This is a genomic window from Pseudomonas sp. EggHat1, from assembly GCF_014892995.1.
Classification (GTDB): Bacteria; Pseudomonadota; Gammaproteobacteria; order Pseudomonadales; family Pseudomonadaceae; genus Aquipseudomonas; species Aquipseudomonas chaetocerotis.
Genome location: NZ_JACKQK010000003.1, coordinates 234,962 through 259,921 on the forward strand (window position 1 = coordinate 234,962; position 24,960 = coordinate 259,921).

The window sequence follows — 24,960 nt, forward strand, 5'->3', positions numbered from 1 at the left end:
GGGTAATTACAATGTCCAAGACCCAACTGTTCGACCTCGATGGCAAGATCGCCTTCGTTTCCGGCGCCAGCCGCGGTATCGGCGAGGCCATCGCCAAACTTCTGGCCCAGCAAGGCGCGCACGTGATCGTCTCCAGCCGCAAGATCGAAGGCTGCCAGGCCGTGGCCGATGCCATTACCGCCGATGGCGGCAAGGCCACCGCCATCGCCTGCCACATCGGTGAGATGGAACAGATCACCCACGTCTTCGCGCAGATCAAGGAACAGTTCGGTCGCCTCGACATCCTGGTCAACAACGCCGCGACCAACCCGCAGTTCTGCAACGTGCTGGATACCGATCTGGGTGCCTTCCAGAAGACGGTCGACGTCAATATCCGCGGCTACTATTTCATGTCCATTGAAGGCGGCAAATTGATGAAGGCAGGCGGTGGTGGCTCGATCATCAACGTCGCCTCGATCAACGGCGTATCCCCCGGCGAATTCCAGGGCATCTACTCGGTGACCAAGGCCGCGGTGATCAGCATGACCAAGGTGTTCGCCAAGGAGTGCGCGCAGTTCGGCATTCGCTGCAACGCTCTGCTACCGGGCCTGACCGACACCAAGTTCGCATCGGCACTGACCAAGAACGACGCGATCCTCAACATCGCCCTGCAGCGCATCCCGCTCAAGCGCGTGGCCGACCCGAGCGAGATGGCCGGCGCGGTGCTGTACCTGGCCAGCGAAGCGTCCAGCTACACCACCGGCGTGGCACTGAACGTGGACGGCGGCTTCCTCTCCTGAGGCCAGGCGGCATAAACGACAAAGGCACCTCAGGGTGCCTTTGTCGTAAACAGGATAGGCCTAGCGCAGCGCAATTGTAGGGTGTGCTGGGCGGCGCTCCGCTTTAGCCCACCAATGAAGATCGCGGTGGGCTAAAGCCCACCCTACATCTGCCCCTCCGCTACCAGTCTTTCAGCGCAGCTTCGGCGGCGGGGTTCATGGGTTCGGCCAGCAGGCCGGTCGGCGTCAGGCTGACGCTGTAAACAGCATCGGCGGCAATCGGCAGGTAGGTGACACGCAATGCCTGCGGGTCGAACAGCAGCAAATCGCGCTGATTCAGGCGCAACCAGCGCCACAGGTCCACCCCGTAGGGGCTTTCAGCCAACTGCACGCGACCATGCTGCGCCAATGCCTGCTGCTCGATGGCCAGAAAACGCCCGGACAGACGCTCAAGGCGGTAACCCGGCTCAAGTCCTATCAGCTCGGCCAGGCCTTTCCAGCGAATCAGTCGGCCGTCGAGTTGCCACATGTCGCCCTCGAGCGTGACAGTGCGCTCGCGCCCCCCTTCAAGCAGCGTCACCTGATAACGCTGCGGACCATCAGCCTTGAAGCTCAGCGTCACCAGAGGCTTGCCCGGCTGCAGCGGCTCGTAGGCATACAGATCGTAAGCCACCAGACCGACCAAGCCGGCCAGGGCGAGAAATGCCAGACCACAAGTGCCACGCAACCAGCCGAGGAACCAGCCCGTATTGAGCAGAATGCGCAATGCCACCAGCAGCGCCAATACGGCCAACAGCGCCACGGCCCAGGCCAACCCGTCGTATTGCATCGATTGCGTTCCTTCTCTGACGAAATCCCGGCATTATGCGCAGCTCTCCCCACGACGAACAGCCAGCAGGCTGCGCACTCGCCCACAAGTCGACACTTTATATGCCATTCGCTCTCGAGCTCGCCATCGATCCCAGTACGCTAGCCATACTCGCCCTGGTCGCTTTCATCGCCGGCTTCATAGACGCTATTGCCGGTGGCGGCGGCTTGCTGACCATCCCAGCCCTGCTTACCGCAGGTTTGCCGCCACATCTGGTGCTGGGCACCAACAAGTTGTGCGCCACCTTCGGCTCCGGCACTGCGGCTTTGACGTTCTATCGCCGCAAGCTGTTCGATCCGAAGCAATGGCGCAACGCTTTGCTGGCGACCCTGATCGGCGCCCTGCTCGGCGCCGTGATCGCACACTGGATGCCGGCCGCCTGGCTCAACCAGATGCTGCCCGTGATTGTCTTCGCCTGCGGTGTTTACCTGCTGTTCGGACGCATGCCAGAAGCACCCGCCGAACACGACCTGCCGATCGCGCGCGGCCGGCAATGGCCGCAAGGGCTTGGCCTGGGACTCTACGATGGAGTGGCGGGCCCTGGCACCGGCGCGTTCTGGACGGTCAGCAGCCTGCTCATGTACCCACTGGATCTGGTGCGTGCCAGCGGTGTGGCGCGCACCATGAACTTCGTCAGCAACGCGGCGGCGCTGGCCGTGTTCATCGCCTTCGGCCAGGTCGCCTGGGTGCTCGGTCTGACCATGGGCGCCGCGTTGATGGTCGGCGCCTTTCTCGGTGCACGCACAGCGATCAAGGGCGGTTCGAAGTTTATCCGCCCGGTATTCATTACGGTGGTATTGGCATTGACCGCACGCCTGGTCTGGCAGCACTGGTTTGGCTGATTCGGCGGGCCATCCGGGACCACGTAGGAGCGGCTTCAGCCTCGAAATGATCGGAGAGGTTCGCGCCTGAAGCGCTCCTGCATGAAGTGCTCTACGCCAGCAGCACAGGCTCGGGCAATCCCAGCCGGCGCGCCACGTAAAGATCGATCAGATGGCGAGCAATGGAGCGCGACGCCGGCAACGGCGGCAAGTCATCGACACGGAACCAGCGCGCATCCTCGATCTCGTCTTCCTGCATGACGATCTCGCCACTGGCGTACTCGGCGTGGAAGCCAAGCATCAGCGAATGCGGGAACGGCCAGCCCTGACTACCGATGTACTGCAGGTTTTTCACCTCGACGCCGACTTCCTCACGCACTTCCCGCGCCACGCAATGCTCCACCGATTCGCCCGGCTCGACGAACCCGGCCAGGGTGCTGTACACGCCAGTGACGAAACGCGGTGAACGTGCCAGGAGTATCTCGTCGCCCCGCGTGACCAGCACGATCATGCTCGGCGAAATGCGCGGATAGTGCTGCGATTCGCAGCTGTCGCAACGCATCGCCCGCTCACCAGGAAGCTGGCGCGTCGGCGCACCGCAACTGCCGCAATAACGATGTTCGGCGTACCAGGTGCCGATCTGCGCGGCGTAAGCCAGCATGCGGAAGGTTTCTGCTTCGCCCTGCAGCATGAACTGACGCAGGCTTTGCCAGCTGCAGCCGTCCAACATCGCCGAGGGTTTGAGTTGCAGCAGGTAAACGGCATCGTCGCCGAAATGACCGATACCCTGCTCGCCGAGAATCGACAGGTCCTGGCGCTTGATCCAATCACGCGGGAACAGCACGCCATTGCTGTCGGCGAGAAAGTGCTGCTGGTTGTAGAGCAGCGCCCAGCCACCAGGCTGGGCAGGGTCGAGGAAGGTATTGCGCCAGACCATCAGGCCGCCACCGGCATGCCCAGTGCCTTGACGCTTTCTTCAGCCAGGTCGAGCACGCTGGGACGCGTTTCAGGACGCATCACCGCGCCCGCTTCCAGGTAGTACTCCAGGCTGCTCAAAGCATCAGCCAGGGTTTCCAGCATCTGCTCCGACGGCATTTGCGCGGACTCGAGCATACGCGCCTGGATATAGTCGGCACAGGCACCGACCAGCATCGCGGCACGGCGCTGCTCGAGGAACCACAAGCCGCCACGCACCGCCTGCAGGCTGAACGGTACGTTGGACAGGTGCATCTTGTCGCCAGCCGACTCCAGGTAAGCGGTGATCGCGCGCTTGGCCAGAGCCAGACCGGCCTGGGCCTCGTCGACCACGACGATACGGGCTTCGTTGAGCTGATGAGTAGCGAAAGAGTCGGCCTCATTGCCCGGCTCGACGGGAGCCGGCCGCATATCGCGACCTTCGCCACGCTCCAGGCTGGCCACCATGCCTTCGACATAGAGCACGGCATCGGCCAGCTTGTGCAACTGCTCAGCCTGTGGCGGCGTGTCTTCGCTCCAGGCGGCGACCAGCGGCAACTGCGCACCGAGCGAGTTGCCGGCAGAGTTCAGACCGACCATGCCCAAGGTCTTGGCCAACTTGCCCAGCAATGCATGCAGGGTGCCCAAGGTTTCGCCTTGCAAGGTGCCGCGCTCGAGCAGGTCGAGCATGTCCTTGACGCTGGCCAGCTCTTCGCGAATCGCCATGGACAACGAACGCATCACCGCCTGGCCCGGCCCGGCCAGGCGCCGGTATTCCTCTTCCAGCAGGTGGTCGGTGAACGGCAACGGCGTGAGGCCGAACACTCCGCGCATGGCGCTGGCGTGCGGGCCGTGGCTGTCAGCCAGCGCGACCAGATACAGCAGCTCTTTCAGCAAACTGCGCGGTGCTTCGTACTGGGGGTTACCGAGCATCAGCTTGAGTTCGCGATCGACCCGCGAGAACAGCTGCTTGCGCGATTTACGTGGCAGCAGTTGACCATCGCACTGCGCTTCGATGGCGGCTGCACCAATCCAGCACATGCGCCCACGCGGCTCGTTGGCGAACAGGCTATCCAGGCGCGCCATGGCACGCACCATCAGCTTGAGGCTGGCCTGCGGATTCTGCTCACGGATGAAGCCCAGCAGCCCGACCTGATACATGTGACGCAGGCGCTTGCCTTCGGTCAGCTTGGCCGCGCCATCGAGTGGTTGGGTAGCCGTGTGCGGCCGAGCATGATCGAGGCGGACGCTGAAGAAGAAACTTTCCGGCAGCGGCTGCTGTGCGCCGGCCTGACGCAAATCGTTGATCGCCGGCAGCAAAAGCTCAGGCATTTCCTGGCGATGGGCATCGACGTTTTCCAGATAACGGCGCAGCACATGCAGGGCATTGCTCAGTGCCGAGAGCTGAGCATCACGCTCCTCACCAGCGCCGGCGGGAATATCAGTGGCCTGATCAAGCACTTCCTGGGCCAGCAACTCGGCACCGGCCAGTTCGATCAGGTTGAGCGTGCCGCGAACCTGATGCAGGCTTTCCACCGCCTGCTGCAACAGGCTACCGTTGTGCCGCTCGGCGATGAAATGCTCCAGGCTCTGCTCGGCCTCTTCCATGGTGACGAACAGCTCGTCGCGCACCAGATTCAGGGATGTGGCTCCACTTACCATGCTCTAGGCCTCGCAGCGAACATCAGCGAATACGGCATCAGTCGGCGAACTCCGGCTTCTGCTTGGTCATGTGCGCCGCCATGGCCAGGCGCAGGTCTTCCGACTGCAGCATGGCGGCATTCCAGGTAGCGATGTATTCAAGGCCATCATCGACCCGGTGATCGCGCATATAGCGAATCATTTCCTTGGTTCCACGCACGGCAATCGGCGACTTGGCGGCGATTTGTGCAGCGATTTCCATCACCCCGGCCAGCAGCGCGTCGTGATTTTCGTAGGTGCGATTGACCAGGCCGATGCGCGCAGCCTCGTCACCGTCGATGGTGCGTCCGGTGAAGGCCAGCTCGCGCATCATGCCGTCGCCGATGATGCGTGGCAGGCGCTGCAGGGTGCCGACGTCAGCGGCCATGCCCATGTCGATTTCCTTGATCGAGAACTGCGCATCGACGCTGGAGTAACGCATGTCGCAGGCGCTGATCAAGTCGATGGCACCGCCAATGCAGTAACCCTGAATGGCAGCCAGCACTGGCTTGCGGCAGTTGTCGACAGCGTTGAAGGAAGCTTGCAGCTCGAGAATCTTGCGACGCAGCGCCGAGGCATTGCGGCCAACGTCCTTGCCCAGTTGGGCACCGACCGAGGCCAGCAGCATCAGGTCGATACCCGAAGAGAAGTGTTTGCCGGCACCGGAGAGCACCACGACACGAACTGCATCGTTGTCATCGACCCACTGGAAGATCTCGATGATCTCGCGCCAGAAGTCGGCATTCATTGCGTTGACTTTGTCGGGACGGTTGATCTGCACATGGGCGATCTTGTCCGCCAGCTCGACGCGGAAGGCTTTGTAGTCGGACATGGCAGGCATCCTCAGCCGCGGCTCGGCAGCACAGTAACAATTTTGTGATTAATAACCGAGCAACTATAACAAGCGCGTCATAAAAGTCGATGCTTGCCACTGTGACGCAGGGCACGCCCCGGACGTTAACAACCGCTTTGAGTATCACGGATAAGGGCTTGATCTACCGAGAGTCTTGCCCTCGGCAGTCACCTCGTCAATTCACTCCACGAGACAGTCCACGCAATAGTGCCCCGCCTCGGTCTGCAAGCCGTGTACATCGATATCGAAGCCGGGGAAGGCCTGGTCGAAGGTCCGCGCGAAGGTCAGGTAGTCGAGAATCGAATGAGTGGCGGCAGTGAAGCGCTCGCCCGGCATGATCAACGGAATACCCGGCGGGTAAGGTACCAGCATCACCGCAGCGATACGTCCCAGCAACTGGTCGATGGGCACCGCCTCGACCTCGCCGCGCACCAGGCGGTCATAGGCATCGGCAGGCTTGATCGCCAGCTCGGGCAGCACCGTGTACATACTTTTCAGCGCCTTGGCCGTGGCGTTTTCGCGGTAGCAGCCATGCAGCGCGTCGCACAGATCTCGCAGGCCCATACCCTGGTAGCGTCCACCGCCCGCGTGGGCGATGCAGGGCAGCACGTCGATCAACGGCAGATTGGCGTCGTAGCTGCGCTTGAACTCCAGCAGTTCGGTCAGCAGCGTGCTCCACTTGCCCTTGGTGATGCCCATGGAGAACAGCACCAGGAAGGAGTACAGGCCGGTTTTCTCCACAACCAGGCCGCGCTCCCAGAGAAACTTGCTGACCACCGCTGCGGGAATCCCCTGCTGCTCCAGTTTGCCGGCCGCATTGAGGCCGGGCATCACCAACGTGACCTTGATCGGATCGAGCAGCACATAGTCATCGGCCACTTCACCGAAGCCATGCCAATCAGCGTCCGGCTGCAACACCCAGTCGGAAGTCGTCAGGCTGTCAGCACCATCGGCCTTACCTGGCTGCCAGATGCTGAACCACCAATCTTCGGCGCTCAGGTTGCGCCGTACATTGGCCAGTGCCCGGCGGAAGCTCAGCGCCTCGTCGAAGGTTTCCTGGATCAGCGAACGGCCGGCCGGTCCTTCCATCATCGCCGAAGCCACATCCAGCGAGGCAATGATGCCGTATTGCGGCGACGTGGAAATGTGCATCATGAAGGCTTCGTTGAAACGGTCACGATCCAGCTGCCGCTGCCCACCGTCCTGCACGTGAATCATCGAGGCCTGACTGAAGGCTGCCAGCAGCTTGTGCGTTGAATGGGTGGTGAACACCAGCGGCGAGCGCTCGTCGTACTGGGTGCCCATGCCATAGCGGCCAGCATAGAACTCGTGAAAGGCGGCGTAGGCGTACCAAGCCTCGTCGAAGTGCAGTACTTCGACCGAATCCCCCAGCGCCTGCTTGACCATCTCGGCGTTGTAACAGAGCCCGTCATAGGTGGAGTTGGTCACCACCGCCAGCTTGACCTTGGGCGCACGACCACGCGCCAGCGGGCTGGCGTCGATCTTGGCCTGGATCGACTCTTTGCTGAACTCACTCAACGGAATCGGCCCGATGATCCCCAGCTCGTTACGTTCCGGGCACAGGTAAAGCGGAATCGCGCCGGTCATGATGATCGAGTGCAGGATCGACTTGTGGCAGTTGCGGTCCACCAGCACCAGGTCGTCGCGACCGACCATCGAATGCCAGACGATCTTGTTCGCCGTCGAGGTGCCGTTGATCACGAAGAAGGTATGGTCGGCGCCGAAGTTGCGCGCTGCGCGCGCCTCGGCCTCGGCCAGTGGGCCGGTGTGATCGAGCAATGACCCTAGCTCCGGCACCGATACGGACAGGTCCGAACGCAGCGTGTTCTCACCGAAGAACTGGTGGAAGGCCTGACCCACCGGGCTTTTACGGTAGGCCACGCCACCGCCATGCCCCGGCGTGTGCCACGAATAGTTGGATTGCGCGGTGTGCAGCACCAACGCCTTGAAGAACGGCGGCAGAAGGCCGTCGAGGTAGTTGTGCGCCGCACGCGCCACCTGCCGCGCCAGGAAGGACACGGTGTCTTCGTAGAGATAGAGGATGCCGCGCAGGTGGTTGAGATCAGCCATGGCCTCGGCTGGCGCGTTCTCGATGGTGACCTGCTCGCCCAGGGCGAAGATCGGCAACTGCGGCGCACGCACTCGCGCCACGCGGATCAGCTCGACCATGTCCTGCAGCAGGCGACTGTTCTCCCCTGCTCCCTCTGCCGCCACCAGGATGCAGGCCAGGCCATGGTGGGTGGACGCAACGATACGCCCCTCGGCGGCGCTGGCCGTGGGCAGAATGCTGAAACCGTCCTGGGTGAGTTCCTGAGCGATGGCGCGCACACGGTCACCGGCCACGGTGTCGGCCTTGATGTCGCGGTGCACGATAAGGACGGGGAATTTTAGATCTTTATACATTGTGACGTCCTGAAGGCTGGCAGGCTCGGCCTGCCCATCGCCTCAGGTTAGAGGCTCCCCCTGATCGGCGGAACCCCCCTGAGCATCACGCTATAAGAAAAGGTCGCAATTGCGCTGTTCGGTTATTCCGGCGCTTTTTCCAGCTGCGCCCAAAGCGACGGACCGCCAGCGGATTTCTCGATCACGGCCAGGCGCGCCAGATGCTCCGCAAGCTCCTCTTCGCTGGCGCGAATGACACGAGTGTGCGGACGAGAGGCGTCCAGACGGCGGATCGGCGTGGCCTGCTGGCGCCCGCTGCCATCGCCATCGGAGCCTTCACCGGCCAGGGACAGATTGGTCTGGCCGCCGGTCATCGCCAGGTAGACGTCGGCGAGAATCTCCGAGTCGAGCAAGGCGCCGTGCAGTTCGCGATTGGAGTTGTCGACGCCGTAACGCTTGCACAGCGCATCCAGGCTGTTGCGCTGCCCCGGATGGCGCTCGCGCGCCATCATCAGGGTATCGAGTACCGAGCAGTAATCGCTGACGTCGGCACGCTCGCTCTGCCCCAGCAGGGCGAACTCGTTGTTGATGAAGCCAACGTCGAACGCCGCGTTGTGGATGATCAGCTGGGCGCCCTTGATGAACTCGTAGAATTCATCGGCGACCTCCTTGAAGCGCGGCTTGTCGGCGACGTACTCGTTGGTAATGCCGTGAACCGCAATGGCACCTTCATCGATTTCACGATCGGGGTTGAGGTAGACGTGGAAATGACGCCCGGTCAGGCGGCGGCCCAGCAATTCGACACAACCGATCTCGATGATGCGGTGCCCGTCAGTGACCGGCATACCCGTGGTTTCGGTATCCAGCACTACGTAGCGCTTGACGGTGTTCTCGGTTGTCACGCCTTGCCTCTCTCATCTATTCGGGTTGCCGCACATTCAGCGCAGCATCTTAACTCAGGTGCCATGTCACCGCTCAGCGCGCCGCACGCACATCGTCGACACCGCGATTGGCCAACTGGTCGGCACGCTCGTTGCCAGGATGGCCAGTATGCCCACGCACCCACTGCCAGCTCACCTGATGACGATTCACTTCCTCATCCAGCTTCTGCCAGAGGTCGGCGTTCTTCACCGGCTCTTTCGAGGCGGTCTTCCAGCCGCGTTTCTTCCAGTTCGGTAGCCATTCCTGGATACCTTTCATCACATACTGCGAGTCGGTCACCAGCTTGACCGAGCAGGGCCGGGTCAGCGCGATCAGGCCGGCAATCGCCGCCATCAGCTCCATGCGATTGTTGGTGGTATTGGGGTCGCCGCCCCAAAGCTCCTTCTCCACGCCTTTGTACACCAGCAGTGCGCCCCAACCTCCGGGGCCGGGATTGCCCTTGCAGGCACCGTCGGTGTAAATCACCACATCATGGGTTTCAGACATTCATAAACTCTGTACAGAATTGTTTGGCCGCAGCCTGGCATTCAGTTGTCGAGATCGCGCCGACTGACCTTGGCCACCGGCATTGGCAGCAACTTGCCCATCGGCTCCCGACGCGACTGCCGCAAAGGACGCAGGCCAACCACAAGCTTGCGCGCCACCAACAGATAGAAACCGGCGCCCGGTAACTGCCAGGCATCGCCCCAGCTTTCCATTCGCCGCAGGCGCATTTGCCAGGCCAGCGAAGCGAGCGGCGGACGATAGCACCCGAACCGCCGTTTCTCCAACGCAAAGCCCAGCAAACTCAGCCAGTCACCGACACGGCTCGGAGCGATGCAACGCGCCTTGGCCAAACCGTCCCGGGCAAACAACCGACGCACGCCCCAGGCGCTCCAGGGGTGAATACCCAGGATCAACAGATGCCCGCCAGGCCTGACGCTGCGAGCCGCCTCACGCAGCAGGCCGTGAGGCGACAGGCTGAAATCCAGGCCATGCTGCAGCACCACCACATCGGCGGCGTGCTCACCCAAGGGCCAGGCTTGCTCCTCACAGACGATCTGCACGCCTGGCATCGGCGCGCCAAGACGCACGTTGTGCTGGATCTGCCCCGCGCTGGGCGGGCCTTCGGCACCGGGGCCGTAGCTCACCAGATAGCCCCCGAAAAAGCGCGCCAGCTCTTCTTCCAGCAAGCGCCGCTCTTCTTCCAGCAACAGCTGGCCGAGCGGCCCGGCAAGCCAGTCGCGCGCCTCGCCGATGAGTTTTAGCCACTCAGGGTCGGCCTGGGCGAATGCCTGATCAGTCATCGCTGCCTCCACATGACAGGTTCTGCATGTCGTGTCTAAGATGCACCTTTATCACTCGCTTAGCGACCCGCAATGATCCAGATCGACGCGCTGCCCGCCTTCAATGACAACTATATCTGGCTGCTGCAGGACGCCAGCAGCAAACGCTGCGCCGTGGTCGACCCCGGTGATGCGGCCCCCGTCATGGCCTGGCTTCAGGCCCATCCTGACTGGACGCTCAGCGACATCCTGATTACCCATCATCACTTCGATCATGTTGGCGGTGTCGAGCAACTGAAGACGGCTACCGATGCCCGTGTCGCCGGCCCGGCGGCGGAAAAGATCCCGGCCCGTGACATCGACCTGAACGACAACGACGAGATCGAGGTGCTCGGCTTGCACTTCGAGGTCATGTCCGTACCCGGCCATACCCTCGGTCATATCGCCTACTACCACGCCGAACAGAACCTGCTGTTCTGTGGCGACACTCTGTTCGCGGGCGGCTGCGGGCGCCTGTTCGAAGGTACACCGCAACAGATGCACCAATCCCTGAGCCGCTTGGCGGCACTGCCCGCCAGCACGCTGGTGTACTGCACCCACGAATACACCCTGAGCAATCTGCGCTTCGCCCACGCTGTCGAACCGGACAACGCACGTTTGAACGAGCGCCTGGCCGAAGTGGCCCGCTGGCGCGACGAGGGCCGTATCAGCCTGCCGTCGAACATCGAACTGGAACTGGCCACCAATCCTTTCCTGCGTGTTGGCGAGCCTTCGATCATCGCTGCGACCAAAGGACGCGACGACCGGCAGCCGAGCGAGCCAAGCGCCGTATTCGCTAGCCTGCGTGCCTGGAAAGACAGGTTTTAGTCACCGATAAAAAGGTCGACAGGCCCGCAAAAGACCAGATCAAGACTGGCGAAAACTTGACCACCCCCGGCCCGATTCCTAGAATCGCCCGATCTTTCCGCCGGGACATACACCTCACCCAATGCCTTTAACATCACGCAAGCCATTGAATATAAAGGCATTGGCGCGAAGCTCCCGAGCGCTCGCGGTGATGTGCAGCATGATTCTGGCCGGCTGTCAGAGCCTGCCCAGTGACACCCCAGATCACTCTACCGATACTTCTCGTGCCATTGGTCTGGAGCGTGAGGCCGAGTGGCTGAGTAGCAACGAAGTCAAACCTCGCGAATACACCGACATCTGGGAGCGCGTGCGCGACGGTTTCAAGCTGCAGGATGAAATCGGCATCAACCCGCGTATCGAACGTGTGCGTCTGTGGTACGCCAGCAACCCGAAACACGTCAATACCGTCAGCGAGCGCAGCGCGCCTTATATCCACTATATCGTCGAGCGCCTGGCAGAACGTGACATGCCGATGGAGCTGGCGCTGCTGCCGGTGATCGAAAGTGCTTACGACCCACAGGCCTACTCCTCGGCGCACGCGGTCGGTCTCTGGCAATTCATTCCTTCGACCGGCCGCTACTACAACCTGCGCCAGACCAACTGGTACGACGGCCGCCGCGACGTCACCGCTTCGACCGAAGCCGCGCTCAACTACCTGAGCCGCCTGCACGAAATGTTCAACGGCGACTGGTTGCTCGCCCTGGCGGCCTACAACGCTGGCGAAGGTCGCATCAGTCGTGCCATCGAGCGCAACGAAAAACTCGGCCTGCCCAGCGACTACTGGAACCTGCCGCTGCCCAAGGAAACCGAGGACTACGTGCCCAAGCTACTGGCGCTGTCACAGGTGATCCTGACGCCGGAAGCCTACAGCGTTACCCTTTCACCAATCGCCAACGAACCCTACTTCGAACAGATCGCAATCAAGCAGCACATGGATCTGGCCCGCGTCGCCAAACTGGCCGACCTCGATGAACAGGAGTTGTTGCAGCTCAACCCCGCCTACAAGCACGGCATTACCCTCGACGGCCCGCAACATCTGCTGGTACCGACCGAGAAAGCAGAGATGCTCAGCGCCAACCTGGCCTTGATGAAACCGCAGGAAATGGTCGACTGGCAGCGCTACACCGTGCGTTCTGGCGATAGCCTGCACGCCATCGCCAACCGTCATCATCTGTCAGTGAGCATGCTCAAGGACGTCAACCGCCTGAGCAGTAACAACCTGAGCATCGGCCAGGTGCTGACCATTCCCGGCAAACCTGGCGCGCAACCAAGCGCGCCGCTGTATCAACAGCGCAACACCGCGCAGAGCCCGGCCGGCCGAACCTATCAGGTGAAGAATGGTGACAACCTGTGGCAGATCGCTCGCGCCAATCAGGTTGCCGTGCATGATCTGAAGCACTGGAACAAGCTGCAAGGCAATCAGCTGAAAGTCGGCCAGGTGCTCAACCTGGCTGCCGCTGACAGCGCACCACAGGTTGCCAGCACGACGCGCAACAGCTCCAGTTCACGGGACAAGGCCACTTACTACCGCGTCCAGCATGGCGACTCGCTGTACGTGATCGCCAAGCGCTTCAAGATCGACCTCAAGCACCTGCAAGCCTGGAACCCGCGTAGCAGCACGTTGCGCCCCGGGCAAATGCTGACCCTCTATCTGCCGTGATCAGCGCTTGCTGATCGCCTCCAGGCAACGCCCCGCCAGTTGAGTGAAGCGCTGAAACGCCACGAACTGCTCATGTCGCAATGCCCTGCCGGACAGTCTGCTGTCGGCATATAACACGCCGATCTCCCGCGTACCGGCGATTATCGGCGCGATGAAAAACATGCCAGCGCCAAGGCTGCGCCGAATAGGCTGGGTCACCAACTCGGCCAGGTTGTAGCTGGCGGGCACGCCCATCCAGATCGCCTCACGATGGCGCAACGCATAACTGAAAATATGCGGCTGCTCCGCCTGCTCGGCCGGCAACACGAAGTCTTCCAGCCATTGCTGAGCCTTTTCACCGATCACCCGTTTGGCGCGAAAGCGGCTTTGCCCGTCGGCCAGAACCATGAGCATCACCCGCTCCAGACCAGCGCCTCGATGCAGGCCCTTGAGCAAGGTGTCGAGCACCAGCCCGACATCGGCCCTGGCATTGACCATCAGGCCGAGATCCTGCAATGCCTGCTGCATCACCAGCAGATCCGGCTGCAGCAAACGCGCACGACGGTCTTCCTGTTGCTGGCGAATCTGCTCGGGATCGGTATTGGGAATCAACCGGCACAACTTGCTGGCACCGAAGGTCGAGGCGACCTTGACCGCTTCATCAGCACTGGCAAGCACCTGCTGAAGGGTTTCCTCCGGAGTCAGTTCGATAAATGCCGCTACCTTTCCCAGCACGCCCTCCATTTCTGCACAATCCCAGCCATCCAGCGCCGCCTCGCTGATACGCACGCCCAACTGCACGGCATAGGCGGCCGGATCATGCTGACTGGCGCCCGCCTGGGCGAGGATGGCGGTTTCGCCCAGGTTCCAGCTTTTCAGCAACGCCTGGGTAAGTTGACGAAAGCTGGCACCAAGCACCTCGCGCACCGCCTCAYCGACATCGACACCCGGGCGTTCAAGGGCGTCGGCCAACTCGTCAGCCTGTGTCCCACCACAGCCCCAGAACGCCAACTCGCCCAGATGATGGAGCAGCGCAGCGATGAACACCTCTTCGGTGTGCCCGGAAATGACATACCCGGCCAGGTTGCGCGCCTGCACCGCCGCGTGGAACGAACGCGCGAGCAACGTCTGCAACTGCTCACGCGGAGCGCGGGTAAGCAGCCCGTCTACCAGGCTCACAGAAAGGCTGATCAGGCGCACATTGTCGAAGCCGATCAGTACGATGGCTCGCGAGATGGTCTTTATGGTTTCCTGGGAAGGGTTGTAGTAGACGCTGTTGCCGACCCGCAACACCTTGCTGGTCAGCGCCGCATCACGCAACAACACATCTGCCAGTTGCTGTACCGACGCAGAATCCTGCTGCGCAAGGCGTTGCAGATCCTGCACCACTGTAGCCAGCGCGGGCAGTTCGGCTTGGTTCAGGCGATCGATCCATGACTGCAAACCATGGCTTCGTTCCGACAAATTCGTACCCTCATGGTGTGTCCCTGAAGTGTATGTCATCGCGTCGTAACCGCCTGCCCACCGCCGCACTCTTTTTCCTGTCCATACAAGCTGTTACTGTACCGACCCAGAAGCCCAAACGCCGCCATGGATCGGATCTCACGCCCGATGCGTCCCCTCCTACTGCTGTTCCTCAGCCTGGCCTTGAGCTTTCCCGCCTCTGCGACTATCAGCGAGAGCCACGGCTACGCCCAGTTCGGGACACTCAAGTATCCTGCCAGCTTCAGTCATTTTGACTGGGTCAACCCCGATGCGCCCAAAGGTGGCACGTTGCGCATCATGGCGTCCGGCACATTCGATACGCTAAACCCTTATACCTTCAAGGGCAGCAGCCCGATCAGCACTGCGCATTTCCTGCAGTACGGCGCCAACGAGCTGAACGAACCATTGATGGTTGGCACTGGCGCTTACGACCCCTCGGGGGATGAGCCTGCCTCCAGTTATGGTTTGATCGCGAAAAGCGTCGAGTACAGCGAGGACCGCAGCTGGGTGGTGTTCAACCTGCGGCCAGAGGCGCGCTTTCACGACAGCAAGCCGATCACCGCCTACGACGTAGCTTTCTCCTATCGCCTGCTGCGCAATGACGGTCACCCGCAGTACCGTACCAACCTGCAGGAAGTGAAACGCGTCGACATTCTGGGCCGCCACCGCATCCGCTTCGTCTTCAAGCGCGCCGGCAACCCGCTGCTGATCCTGCGCCTGGGTGAACTGCCTGTGCTGCCGCAGCACTACTGGAAAGACCGCGACTTCAAGAGCACCACCTTCGATGCGCCACTGGGCAGCGGGCCATACCGCATCGTTCAGGTCGTGCCTGGCCGCCGTCTGGTTTTCGAACGGGTGAAGGACTGGTGGGGCAAGGATCTGCCGGTCAATCGCGGCAAGTACAACTTCAACCGCATCGAAGTGGAGTTCTACCGCGATAACCATGTCGCCTTCGAAGCCTTCAAGGCCGGTGAATTCGACTTCTACATCGAGAACCAGGCCAAGAACTGGGGCAACGGTTATCGCTTTCCGGCCGTGACCCGTGGCGATGTGATTCGCGCCGAGATACCACACCAGATCCCGACCCAGACCCAGGCGCTGTTCATGAACACGCGCCGCGACCTGTTCAGCGACCGCCGGGTGCGCGAGGCACTGGGGCTGATGTTCGATTTCGAGTGGACCAATCGCGCGCTGTTCAACAATGCCTACGTACGCGCTGCCAGTTACTACCCCAACAGCGAATTCTCGGCCACCGGCAAACCCGAGGGCGCGGAGTGGCTGTTGCTTTCACCGCATCGCGACAAGCTGCCCGCACACCTGTTCACCAAAGCCCCGACACAACCGGTAACCGACGGCCGTGGCATCCCCCGGGAAACCTTGCGCCGCGCCCTCGGTCTATTGGCCGATGCCGGCTGGAAGCCTGCCGGACAGGAGCTGCGTAATGCACGCGGTCAACGCCTCGAGTTCGAGATCATGCTGGTTAACCCCAGCCTCGAACGCATTCTCCAGCCCTACACTGCCAACCTCGCCAGTATCGGCATACGCGCCAACATACGTACCGTTGACCGCGCCCAGTACAAGCAACGCCTTGACCAGTTCGACTACGACATGATTCTGCTGACCCTGCCGCAAACCCTCAGCCCAGGCCTGGAACAATCGCTGTACTTCCATTCCAGCCAGGTGAACATCAAGGGCGGCAAGAATTATGCAGGCGTCAACGATCCGGTGGTCGACGCGATGATCGACAAGCTGCTTTCGGCGCAGACTCGAGACGAACAGATAGCAGCCACGCGGGCCCTGGATCGGGTCCTGCTCTGGCAGCACTACAGCATTCCCAACTGGTACATCAATTATCACCGCCTGGCGTACCGCAACCGGTTCGCCTTCGTCACCACGCCGCCCTACACGCTAGGTCTGCGCACCTGGTGGCTGAAGCCCACGGAGAACGCTCGATGACCCACCCGCTGCGCAGTTTCCTGCTCCAAGGTAGCAGCCTCATTCTGCTCGGCCTGGCCGGCCTTGCCTTCGCCGCCCCCAAACACGCCGTCACCCTCTATGACGAGCCGCCCAAATACCCCGCCGACTTCACGCATTTCGAATACACCAACCCCGAAGCGCCCAAAGGCGGCACTTTTCGCGAAGCGGGTTTCGGCGGCTTTGACAGCCTCAACCCCTTTATCAGCAAGGGCGTGGCTGCCGACGAGATCAGCCTGATCTATGACACTCTTACCGTGCAGAGCATGGACGAGCCCTTCACCGCCTACGGACTGGTGGCGGAAAAGATCGAGAAGGCACCTGACAACGCCTGGGTGCGCTTTCTCCTGCGCAAGGAAGCCCGCTTCCACGACGGCACGCCGATCACCGCCGAGGACGTCAAGTTCACCTTCGATACGCTGATGGAAAAAGGCGCCCCGATGTACCGCGGCTATTACGCAGATGTCGAGCAGGTGGAAGTGGAATCACCGCACAGCGTGCGCTTCGTGTTCAAGCACGCCGGCAACCGCGAGCTGCCGCTGATCGTCGGCCAACTGCCGGTGCTACCCAAGCACTGGTGGACCGAGCGCGACTTCAGCAAGGGCAACCTTGACGTACCGCTGGGCAGCGGCCCGTACAAGGTCGGCCGCGTCCAGCCCGGCCGCAGCATCCGCTACGAGCGGGTCGACGACTGGTGGGCTAAGGATCTGCCCGTCAGTCGCGGCTTCTACAACTTCGACGCCATCCAGATCGACTACTACCGCGACAACACCGTGGCCCTGGAGGCGCTCAAGGCCGGCCAGTTCGACTACTGGCTGGAAACCAGCGCGAAGAACTGGGCCACGGCCTATAACACTCCGGCGGTTGCTAATGGCCAACTGATCAAGGAAGAAATCCAGAACCGCAACCCTACCGGGATGCAGGGCTTCATCTTCAACACTCGTCGCCCGCAGTTCCAGGATCGCCGCGTGCGTGAGGCTCTGGGCCTGCTGTACGACTTCGAATGGGCCAACAAGCGCCTGTTCAACGGCGCCTATTTCCGCACCCGCAGCTACTTCGACAATTCCGAACTGGGCTCACAGGGCCTGCCTGGCGAAGACGAGCTGGAGATTCTCGAGCCGCTACGCGGCAAAATTCCGGCCGAGGTATTCAGCGAAGAGTTCCGCGTACCGGTCACCGACGGCAGCGGCATCATTCGCGAGCAACAGCGCCGCGCCTACCAGTTGCTGCAGCAGGCCGGCTGGCGTATCGAAGGTGATCGCATGCTCGATGCCAATGGTCAGCCGGTCAGCTTCGAGTTCCTCCTCGCGCAAACCGAGTTCGAGCGCGTGCTGCTGCCATTCAAGCGCAACCTGGCCGATCTCGGCATGGATCTGGTGATTCGCCGCGTCGACGTTTCGCAGTACGTCAACCGCCTGCGCTCACGTGATTTCGACATGATCGTCAGCGGCTTCGGCCAGTCCAACTCGCCGGGCAACGAGCAACGTGAATACTGGCACTCCTCCAGCGCCGACAATCCCGGCAGCCGCAACTTCATCGGCCTCAAGGACCCGGCCATCGACCAGATCGTCGAGGGGCTGATCAACGCCGACTCCCGGCAGAATCTGATCGCCCACACCCGCGCCCTCGATCGCGTGCTGCTGTGGGGTTATTACGTGATCCCCAACTGGCACATCAAGACCTGGCGCGTCGCCTACTGGAACCGCTTCGAGCATCCGAAGGTGACGCCGCTCTACGACATCGGTCTGCACACCTGGTGGGTCCGCCCGGACCTGGAGCAGCCGAGCGAGGCCCCGCAGCAAGCCGCAGAACAGGCGGAGCAATAACATGCTGGCCTATATCTTTCGCCGTCTGCTGCTGATTATCCCGACCCTGTTCGGCATTCTGGTCATCAACTTCATCATCATCCAGGCCGCGCCCGGCGGCCCGGTCGAACAGATGATCGCCAAGCTGGAGGGTTTCGATGCGGCCGCTGGCGGCGCCACCGGGCGCATCGGCGGTGGCGGCGCCGAAGTGTCGGTGGCCGGCTCCAACTATCGCGGCGCCCAAGGCCTCGATCCGCAGTTGATCGCCGAGATCGAAAAGATGTACGGCTTCGACAAGCCGGCGCCAGAACGTTTCTGGATCATGCTGAAGAATTACGCCCAGCTGGATTTCGGCTCCAGCTTCTTTCGCGACGCCCAGGTCATCGACCTGATCATCGAGAAGATGCCGGTGTCGATCTCGCTCGGGCTATGGAGCACCCTGATCATGTATCTGGTCTCCATCCCACTGGGGATCGCCAAGGCCACCCGCCACGGCAGCGCCTTCGATGTCTGGACCAGTTCGGCGATCATCGTCGGCTACGCCATTCCGGCTTTCCTCTTTGCCATCCTGCTGATCGTGCTGTTTGCCGGCGGCAGCTACTGGGACTGGTTTCCACTACGCGGCCTGACGTCGAACAACTTCGAGCAACTGAGCCTCGGCGGCAAGATTCTCGACTACCTCTGGCACCTGGTGCTGCCGGTTACGGCACTGGTCATCGGTAACTTCGCCACCCTGACCCTACTGACCAAGAACAGCTTTCTCGACGAGATCAACAAACAGTACGTGGTGACCGCCCGCGCCAAAGGCCTGACCAACCATCGCGTGCTCTACGGCCACGTATTTCGCAACGCCATGCTGCTGATCATCGCCGGCTTCCCCGCCGCCTTCATCGGCATCTTCTTCACCGGTTCCCTGCTGATCGAGGTGATCTTCTCCCTCGACGGCCTGGGCCTGATGAGCTTCGAAGCGGCGATCAACCGCGACTATCCGGTGGTGTTCGGCACCCTGTTCATCTTCACCTTGCTGGGGCTGATCGTGAAACTGATCGGTGACATCACCTACACCCTGGTCGATCCGCGTATCGACTTCGAAAGCCGGGAGGGTTGAGCATGAAACTTTCCCCTCTCAATCGACGCCGCTTCGACCGTTTCAAGGCGCACAAGCGTGGCTGGTGGTCGCTGTGGCTGTTTCTCATCCTGTTTGGCCTGAGCCTCGGCGCTGAACTGATCGCCAACGACAAGCCGCTGGCCGTGCGCTACGACGGGGAGTGGTATTTCCCGGTGCTCAAGCGCTACCCGGAAACCGTGTTCGGCGGCGAATTCCCGCTGCAGGCCAACTACAAGAGCCCCTACATTCAGGACCTGATAGCGGAAAAGGACGGCTGGATGATCTGGCCGCCCATCCCATTCAGCTATTCGAGCATCAACTACGACCTGGAAGTACCGGCACCTGCACCACCCTCGGCGCAGAATTGGCTGGGCACCGACGATCAGGGCCGTGACGTACTGGCACGAGTGATCTACGGCTTTCGCATCTCGGTGCTGTTCGCCCTGATCCTGACCCTGGCCAGCTCGGTGATCGGTGTGATCGCCGGCGCGCTGCAGGGCTTCTATGGCGGCTGGGTCGACCTGATCGGTCAACGCTTTCTGGAAATCTGGTCAGGTCTGCCGGTGCTCTATCTGCTGATCATCCTGGCCAGCTTCGTGCAGCCCAATTTCTGGTGGTTGCTGGGCATCATGCTGCTGTTCTCCTGGATGAGCCTGGTCGACGTGGTGCGCGCCGAGTTCCTACGCGGGCGCAATCTCGAGTACGTGCGCGCGGCGCGGGCGCTGGGCATGGAGAACGGCGCCATCATGTTCCGCCATATCCTGCCCAACGCCATGGTCTCGACCATGACGTTCATGCCCTTCATCCTCACTGGCGCGATTGGCACCCTGACGGCTCTGGACTTCCTCGGCTTCGGCCTGCCCCCTGGCGCGCCATCGCTGGGTGAACTGGTCGCTCAGGGCAAGAGCAACCTGCAGGCACCCTGGCTGGGTATCAGCGCCTTCGCCGTATTGGCGATCATGCTGAGCCTGCTGGTATTCATCGGTGAAGCCGCCCGCGATGCCTTCGACCCGAGGAAATGACATGAGCCAGAACGAAACCCTGCTGCAAGTACGCGACCTGGCCGTCGAGTTCGTCACGGGCGAGCATTGCCAGCGTGTGGTCGAGAACGTCAGCTTCGACATTCATAAAGGCGAGACCCTGGCCCTGGTCGGTGAAAGTGGCTCGGGCAAGTCGGTCACCGCGCACTCGATCCTTCGCCTGCTGCCCTACCCGCTCGCGCGCCATCCACACGGCAGCATCGAGTACGCCGGTGAAGACCTGCTCAAGCTCAGCGAAGGCCGCCTGCGCGGCATTCGCGGCAACCGCATCGCCATGGTCTTTCAGGAGCCGATGACCTCGCTCAACCCGCTGCACTGCATCGAAAAGCAGATCAACGAGGTGCTTGCCCTGCACAAGGGCCTGCGCGGCAAGGCCGCCAGCGCGCGCACCCTGGAACTGCTGGAGCTGGTCGGCATCCCGGAACCGAAGAAGCGCCTGAAGGCCTACCCGCACGAACTCTCTGGCGGCCAACGGCAGCGCGTGATGATCGCCATGGCCCTGGCCAATGAACCCCAACTGCTGATCGCCGACGAGCCGACCACCGCCCTGGATGTCACCGTACAGTTGAAGATCCTCGAGTTGCTCAAGGATCTGCAGGCGCGCCTGGGCATGTCGCTGCTGCTGATCAGCCACGACCTCAACCTGGTTCGCAGAATTGCCCACCGCGTATGTGTCATGCAGCGCGGTTGCATCGTCGAACAGGCGTCGTGTGAAGAATTGTTCCAGGCTCCGCAGCATCCCTACACTCAGGAACTGCTCGGCGCCGAGCCCAGCGGCGACCCTGCGGCCACCCCCGTGGGCCAGCCGTTGCTTGAAGTGGACGACCTGCGTGTGTGGTTCCCGATCAAAAAGGGCCTGCTGCGCCGGACGGTGGATCATGTCAAAGCGGTGGACGGCATCAACTTCAGCCTGCCCCAGGGCCAGACCCTGGGCATCGTCGGTGAAAGTGGTTCCGGCAAATCCACACTGGGCATGGCGATTCTGCGGCTGCTCGCCAGTCGCGGTGACATCCGCTTCCAGGGTCAGCAGTTGCAGGGCCTGAGCCAACAGGAAGTACGCCCGCTGCGCAGGCAGATGCAGGTGGTGTTTCAGGACCCCTTCGGCAGCCTGAGCCCACGCATGTCGGTGAGCCAGATCGTCGGTGAGGGTCTGCGCATTCACGGTATGGGCAACGAGGCGGAGCAGGAACAAGCCATCATCGACGCGCTTTTGGAGGTAGGGCTGGACCCGCAGACGCGGCATCGCTACCCCCACGAGTTTTCTGGCGGGCAACGGCAGCGGATTGCCATTGCCCGGGCACTGGTGTTGAAACCGGCGCTAATCCTGCTCGACGAGCCCACTTCAGCGCTCGACCGCACGGTGCAGCGTCAGGTGGTGGAGTTGTTGCGCGGCTTGCAGGCCAAGTACAACCTGACCTATCTGTTTATCAGCCATGACCTGGCGGTAGTCAGAGCGCTGAGCCACCAGTTGATGGTGGTCAAGCAGGGCCAGGTGGTCGAACAAGGGTCTGCCGAGTCGATCTTCAGTGCACCGCAACACCCTTATACGCAGCAATTGCTGGAAGCCGCTTTTCTGGCCCCGGCAACGGCTCACTGATCCTTGAAACAGGAAGAGGAATAGCACAATGGGTTTTCTAACCGGTAAGCGCGTACTCATCGTTGGCGTTGCCAGCAAACTGTCCATCGCCTCGGGCATCGCCGCCGCCATGCACCGCGAAGGTGCCGAGCTGGCCTTCACCTACCAGAACGAGAAGCTCAAGGGCCGCGTAGAAGACTTCGCTGCCGGCTGGGGCTCCAGCGCCGACCTGTGCTTCCCTTGCGATGTAGCCAGCGACGAGGAAATCGCTTCGGTGTTCGAAGCGCTGAGCAAGAAATGGGATGGCCTGGACTGCATCGTCCACTCGGTCGGCTTCGCTCCCGGCGATCAGCTCAACGGCGACTTCACCGACGTCACCACCCGCGAAGGCTTCAAGATTGCCCACGACATCAGCGCCTACAGCTTCGTTGCCCTGGCCAAGGCGGGTCGCGAGATGATGAAAGGCCGCAACGGCAGCCTCCTCACCCTCTCCTACCTGGGCGCCGAGCGCACCATGCCCAACTACAACGTCATGGGCATGGCCAAGGCCAGCCTGGAGGCCGGCGTACGCTACCTGGCCGGCAGCCTCGGTCCGGAAGGCACCCGCGTCAACGCTATCTCCGCTGGTCCGATCCGCACCCTGGCTGCCAGCGGCATCGCCAGCTTCCGCAAGATGCTGGCCGCCAACGAGAAGCAGACTCCGCTGCGCCGCAACGTCACCATCGAGGAAGTCGGCAATGCCGGCGCTTTCCTCTGCTCCGACCTGGCTTCGGGCATCAGCGGCGAGATCATGTACGTCGACGGCGGCTTCAACACCACCGCCATGGGCGCCATGGAAGACTGACAGGTTAGCGCCCGGCCCCGGCGCCGGGCGCGACTCGAGGCCGCCAGCGGCATCTTGTCAGGCAATAAAAAACCCGCACGTCGTGCGGGTTTTTTATTGTCTGCTCAAGCGCCTCGCCGGAGGCACCTGAGCGACTTTACTTAGAAGCGCTCGACATCAGCCTGGGCTTCCAGCTGCTTGCGCAGTGCGGCGAAGTCCTGCTGACCAGCTCGCGACGCCAGGAAGTTGCGGTACATGGCGATTTCTTCGTCAGCCAGCGCTTCTTCCGGCACATTCACACCATCGAGGCGCAGCACGACGTAGTCGCCATTGCTCAACGTCACACCGGCGAAGGTCGGCTCACCCGCCTTGGCTGGCTTGGGCATGCGGAACAACGTCTGAAGCACTTTAGGCTCGACGCCATCCTGGCTGCGAGTGGCCGCCTCCTGGACCTGCCAATCAGCAGCAACCTGCTCACCAGTCTGGGCAGCAGCCAGTAGCTTCTCACCCTCGGCCTTGGCCGCGGCACTGGCACGCTCCTGCTGCAAATGGGCACGAATGCTTTCAGCGACCTGCTCCAGGGGCAGCTGCTCGGGCTTTTTGTGTTCCTTGACGCGCACGACGACAACGGTGCTCGGGTCCAGCTCGATGGTCGAGCTGTTAGTGCCATCTTCCAGAACTTCAGGACTGAATGCAGCCTGCAGCACCTGACGGTTGGCAGTAATGCCAGTCGCACCACCTTCACGACCGAAGGCTTCGCTGGTCTTGACCTCAAGCCCCAGCTCCTGGGCCGGCTGAGCCAGATCCGATGCTTCGAATGCAGCGTCCTCCAGCTGCTTGGTCACCTCGACGAAGCGCTGCTCGACCTGCTGCGCCTTGAAGTCACGCGCCAGCTTGTCCTTGAGACTGTCGAAGCTTGGCACTTCTGGAGCCTGGACACCCAGCAGCTTGATCAGATGCCAGCCGAATTCGCTCTGTACCGGTTCGGAAACCTGCCCCTGCTGCAGGGCATAGAGCGCCTCCTCGAAGGCCGGATCGTAAACGCCAGGGCCGGCGTAACCCAGATCACCACCATCAGCAGCCGAACCCGGGTCCTGCGAGAACTCCTTGGCCAGGGCAGCAAAGTCTTCGCCAGCGTCCACACGCGCCTTGATCTCTTCGATCTTGGTACGCGCGGCCTGGTCATCGCCCTCGATAAGGATGTGCGCAGCCTGACGCTGCTCAGCCAGGTTGGCGATCTCGCTCTCATACAGCGGCTGCAGGTCGTCATCGCTGACTTCGACCTGATCGAAAAAGCTGTCCTTCTGCAGCTCGACGTACTCCAGCACAACCTGCTCAGGGCTCATGAACTCGCTGGCGTGCTCGTCGTAATAGGCGTTGACGTCGCTATCGCTCAACTCGATCGCTGCACTATCGGCCTTGATGGTGAGGCTGGCGAAGTCGCGGGTCTGGCGCTCGAGATTGGCGAAGGCACGCGCCTCCTGCTCGGTGACGAAGCTACTGGCACCGAGACCGGCACGCAGTTGCCCGATCAGCATTTCCTCTTCCAGCATCTGGCGGAACTGCAGACGGGTGTAACCCATCTGGCGAATGACCTGATCGAAGCGCGCAGCATCGAAGCGGCCATCTACCTGAAATTCGGGAGTTTGCAGAATCACCTGGTCCAGCGATCCCTGCGAGAAGGCGAAATGAGCGTCATCGGCTGCTTGCAGCAGCAGCTTGCGCTCGATCAAGCCCTTGAGCGAAGCCTCACGCAGCAGGTTGTCATCGAGCAACGAGGCATCAAAATCGCGGCCCAGTTGCTGCAGCAGTTGACGACGCTGCATTTCAACGGCCTGATTGAGCTCGTTGAGGGTAATGGTGTCACCGTTCACGTCGGCCGCATTGTTGCGATTGCTGGTCCCTGTGACGATGGCTTCGAAACCGGTAAACGCCATCAGCATCACAATGAGGCCGATGATGATTTTGGCAATCCAACCGCGTGAATTGTCCCTGATGTTTTGCAGCATGCTTCCCCCAGAACGACTGTACAGAGTCACCAGCCGCGCAGTGTGGGTAAT

At 61.7% G+C, this 24,960-nt stretch carries 20 protein-coding genes; 10 read left to right on the forward strand and 10 right to left on the reverse strand.

All coding sequences use genetic code 11. The annotated features are described in order from the left end of the window. The first annotated feature begins 11 nt into the window (after positions 1–11). Complete coding sequence (locus INS93_RS07515; protein WP_192980877.1) at positions 12–779, forward strand: SDR family oxidoreductase; 768 nt, start codon at positions 12–14, stop codon at positions 777–779. Between the two features lie 160 nt (positions 780–939). Here INS93_RS07515 and INS93_RS07520 read toward each other — a convergent pair whose 3' ends face one another. Next, positions 940–1,587: a hypothetical protein gene (locus tag INS93_RS07520; protein WP_192980878.1), complete on the reverse strand. Its 648-nt coding sequence runs from the start codon at positions 1,585–1,587 to the stop codon at positions 940–942. A 101-nt stretch (positions 1,588–1,688) separates the two neighbouring features. Between INS93_RS07520 and INS93_RS07525 the strand changes: the two genes are divergently transcribed. Further along, complete coding sequence (locus INS93_RS07525) at positions 1,689–2,468, forward strand: TSUP family transporter (RefSeq protein ID WP_160017926.1); 780 nt, start codon at positions 1,689–1,691, stop codon at positions 2,466–2,468. A 91-nt stretch (positions 2,469–2,559) separates the two neighbouring features. Here INS93_RS07525 and nudC read toward each other — a convergent pair whose 3' ends face one another. The 7 genes from nudC to INS93_RS07560 form a co-directional block, all read right to left on the reverse strand. Beyond that, positions 2,560–3,384, reverse strand: coding sequence for an NAD(+) diphosphatase (gene nudC / locus INS93_RS07530; RefSeq protein WP_192980879.1), 825 nt, complete (start codon positions 3,382–3,384; stop codon positions 2,560–2,562). Beyond that, positions 3,384–5,063, reverse strand: a complete 1,680-nt coding sequence (locus INS93_RS07535) for a ferrous iron transporter B (protein ID WP_192980880.1) — start codon at positions 5,061–5,063, stop codon at positions 3,384–3,386. Before INS93_RS07535 ends, nudC begins: the two co-directional genes overlap by 1 nt. A 37-nt stretch (positions 5,064–5,100) precedes the next feature. Next, positions 5,101–5,913, reverse strand: coding sequence for a crotonase/enoyl-CoA hydratase family protein (locus tag INS93_RS07540; protein WP_192980881.1), 813 nt, complete (start codon positions 5,911–5,913; stop codon positions 5,101–5,103). 201 nt (positions 5,914–6,114) lie between these two features. Further along, a complete protein-coding gene (locus INS93_RS07545) occupies positions 6,115–8,358 on the reverse strand; it encodes an Orn/Lys/Arg decarboxylase N-terminal domain-containing protein (protein ID WP_192980882.1) in 2,244 nt (747 codons plus the stop codon). Between the two features lie 122 nt (positions 8,359–8,480). After that, positions 8,481–9,239 carry a DNA polymerase III subunit epsilon gene (dnaQ, locus tag INS93_RS07550; protein ID WP_192980883.1) on the reverse strand — a complete coding sequence of 253 codons (759 nt, stop codon included), beginning with the start codon at positions 9,237–9,239 and terminating at the stop codon, positions 8,481–8,483. Positions 9,240–9,312: 73 nt separating this feature from the next. Continuing rightward, positions 9,313–9,765 carry a ribonuclease HI gene (gene rnhA, locus INS93_RS07555; protein WP_021488942.1) on the reverse strand — a complete coding sequence of 151 codons (453 nt, stop codon included), beginning with the start codon at positions 9,763–9,765 and terminating at the stop codon, positions 9,313–9,315. A gap of 41 nt (positions 9,766–9,806) precedes the next feature. Further along, the gene (locus INS93_RS07560; protein WP_192980884.1) at positions 9,807–10,565 is read right to left on the reverse strand and encodes a class I SAM-dependent methyltransferase; all 759 of its coding nucleotides are present in this window, start codon (positions 10,563–10,565) and stop codon (positions 9,807–9,809) included. Between the two features lie 72 nt (positions 10,566–10,637). On the opposite strand from INS93_RS07560, the gene gloB reads away from it, so the two are divergent. Continuing rightward, positions 10,638–11,411 carry a hydroxyacylglutathione hydrolase gene (gene gloB, locus INS93_RS07565; protein ID WP_192980885.1) on the forward strand — a complete coding sequence of 258 codons (774 nt, stop codon included), beginning with the start codon at positions 10,638–10,640 and terminating at the stop codon, positions 11,409–11,411. A 121-nt stretch (positions 11,412–11,532) separates the two neighbouring features. Next, entirely contained in the window at positions 11,533–13,110 is a 1,578-nt protein-coding gene (locus tag INS93_RS07570; RefSeq protein ID WP_192980886.1) for a LysM peptidoglycan-binding domain-containing protein, read from the forward strand. Here INS93_RS07570 and INS93_RS07575 read toward each other — a convergent pair whose 3' ends face one another. After that, entirely contained in the window at positions 13,111–14,553 is a 1,443-nt protein-coding gene (locus INS93_RS07575; RefSeq protein ID WP_192980887.1) for an HDOD domain-containing protein, read from the reverse strand. It abuts the gene before it with no gap. A 147-nt stretch (positions 14,554–14,700) separates the two neighbouring features. Between INS93_RS07575 and INS93_RS07580 the strand changes: the two genes are divergently transcribed. The 6 genes from INS93_RS07580 to fabI are packed head-to-tail and all read left to right on the forward strand — an operon-like array spanning position 14,701 to position 22,921. Then, entirely contained in the window at positions 14,701–16,530 is a 1,830-nt protein-coding gene (locus INS93_RS07580) for an extracellular solute-binding protein (protein ID WP_192980888.1), read from the forward strand. Beyond that, entirely contained in the window at positions 16,527–18,374 is a 1,848-nt protein-coding gene (locus INS93_RS07585) for an extracellular solute-binding protein (RefSeq protein ID WP_192980889.1), read from the forward strand. The genes INS93_RS07580 and INS93_RS07585 overlap by 4 nt, the downstream gene beginning before the upstream one ends. A 1-nt stretch (position 18,375) precedes the next feature. Then, positions 18,376–19,461: a microcin C ABC transporter permease YejB gene (locus INS93_RS07590; RefSeq protein ID WP_192980890.1), complete on the forward strand. Its 1,086-nt coding sequence runs from the start codon at positions 18,376–18,378 to the stop codon at positions 19,459–19,461. Positions 19,462–19,463: 2 nt separating this feature from the next. Then, positions 19,464–20,483: an ABC transporter permease gene (locus INS93_RS07595; RefSeq protein WP_192980891.1), complete on the forward strand. Its 1,020-nt coding sequence runs from the start codon at positions 19,464–19,466 to the stop codon at positions 20,481–20,483. A gap of 1 nt (position 20,484) precedes the next feature. Next, positions 20,485–22,098: an ABC transporter ATP-binding protein gene (locus tag INS93_RS07600; RefSeq protein ID WP_192980892.1), complete on the forward strand. Its 1,614-nt coding sequence runs from the start codon at positions 20,485–20,487 to the stop codon at positions 22,096–22,098. A gap of 28 nt (positions 22,099–22,126) precedes the next feature. Beyond that, complete coding sequence (gene fabI, locus INS93_RS07605) at positions 22,127–22,921, forward strand: enoyl-ACP reductase FabI (RefSeq protein WP_074678102.1); 795 nt, start codon at positions 22,127–22,129, stop codon at positions 22,919–22,921. Between the two features lie 140 nt (positions 22,922–23,061). Here the strand turns inward: fabI and INS93_RS07610 are convergent, their stop codons facing one another. Further along, entirely contained in the window at positions 23,062–24,909 is a 1,848-nt protein-coding gene (locus INS93_RS07610; protein ID WP_192980893.1) for a SurA N-terminal domain-containing protein, read from the reverse strand. Between the last annotated feature and the right edge of the window lie 51 nt (positions 24,910–24,960).

Bases quoted from the DNA above. Each gene is read 5' to 3' on its own strand.
- INS93_RS07515 (WP_192980877.1), top strand. From the start codon at position 12: ATGTCCAAGACCCAACTGTTCGACCTCGATGGCAAGATCGCCTTCGTT.
- INS93_RS07520 (WP_192980878.1), bottom strand. From the start codon at position 1,587: ATGCAATACGACGGGTTGGCCTGGGCCGTGGCGCTGTTGGCCGTATTG.
- INS93_RS07525 (WP_160017926.1), top strand. From the start codon at position 1,689: ATGCCATTCGCTCTCGAGCTCGCCATCGATCCCAGTACGCTAGCCATA.
- nudC (WP_192980879.1), bottom strand. From the start codon at position 3,384: ATGGTCTGGCGCAATACCTTCCTCGACCCTGCCCAGCCTGGTGGCTGG.
- INS93_RS07535 (WP_192980880.1), bottom strand. From the start codon at position 5,063: ATGGTAAGTGGAGCCACATCCCTGAATCTGGTGCGCGACGAGCTGTTC.
- INS93_RS07540 (WP_192980881.1), bottom strand. From the start codon at position 5,913: ATGTCCGACTACAAAGCCTTCCGCGTCGAGCTGGCGGACAAGATCGCC.
- INS93_RS07545 (WP_192980882.1), bottom strand. From the start codon at position 8,358: ATGTATAAAGATCTAAAATTCCCCGTCCTTATCGTGCACCGCGACATC.
- rnhA (WP_021488942.1), bottom strand. From the start codon at position 9,765: ATGTCTGAAACCCATGATGTGGTGATTTACACCGACGGTGCCTGCAAG.
- INS93_RS07560 (WP_192980884.1), bottom strand. From the start codon at position 10,565: ATGACTGATCAGGCATTCGCCCAGGCCGACCCTGAGTGGCTAAAACTC.
- gloB (WP_192980885.1), top strand. From the start codon at position 10,638: ATGATCCAGATCGACGCGCTGCCCGCCTTCAATGACAACTATATCTGG.
- INS93_RS07570 (WP_192980886.1), top strand. From the start codon at position 11,533: ATGCCTTTAACATCACGCAAGCCATTGAATATAAAGGCATTGGCGCGA.
- INS93_RS07580 (WP_192980888.1), top strand. From the start codon at position 14,701: ATGCGTCCCCTCCTACTGCTGTTCCTCAGCCTGGCCTTGAGCTTTCCC.
- INS93_RS07585 (WP_192980889.1), top strand. From the start codon at position 16,527: ATGACCCACCCGCTGCGCAGTTTCCTGCTCCAAGGTAGCAGCCTCATT.
- INS93_RS07590 (WP_192980890.1), top strand. From the start codon at position 18,376: ATGCTGGCCTATATCTTTCGCCGTCTGCTGCTGATTATCCCGACCCTG.
- INS93_RS07595 (WP_192980891.1), top strand. From the start codon at position 19,464: ATGAAACTTTCCCCTCTCAATCGACGCCGCTTCGACCGTTTCAAGGCG.
- INS93_RS07600 (WP_192980892.1), top strand. From the start codon at position 20,485: ATGAGCCAGAACGAAACCCTGCTGCAAGTACGCGACCTGGCCGTCGAG.
- fabI (WP_074678102.1), top strand. From the start codon at position 22,127: ATGGGTTTTCTAACCGGTAAGCGCGTACTCATCGTTGGCGTTGCCAGC.
- INS93_RS07610 (WP_192980893.1), bottom strand. From the start codon at position 24,909: ATGCTGCAAAACATCAGGGACAATTCACGCGGTTGGATTGCCAAAATC.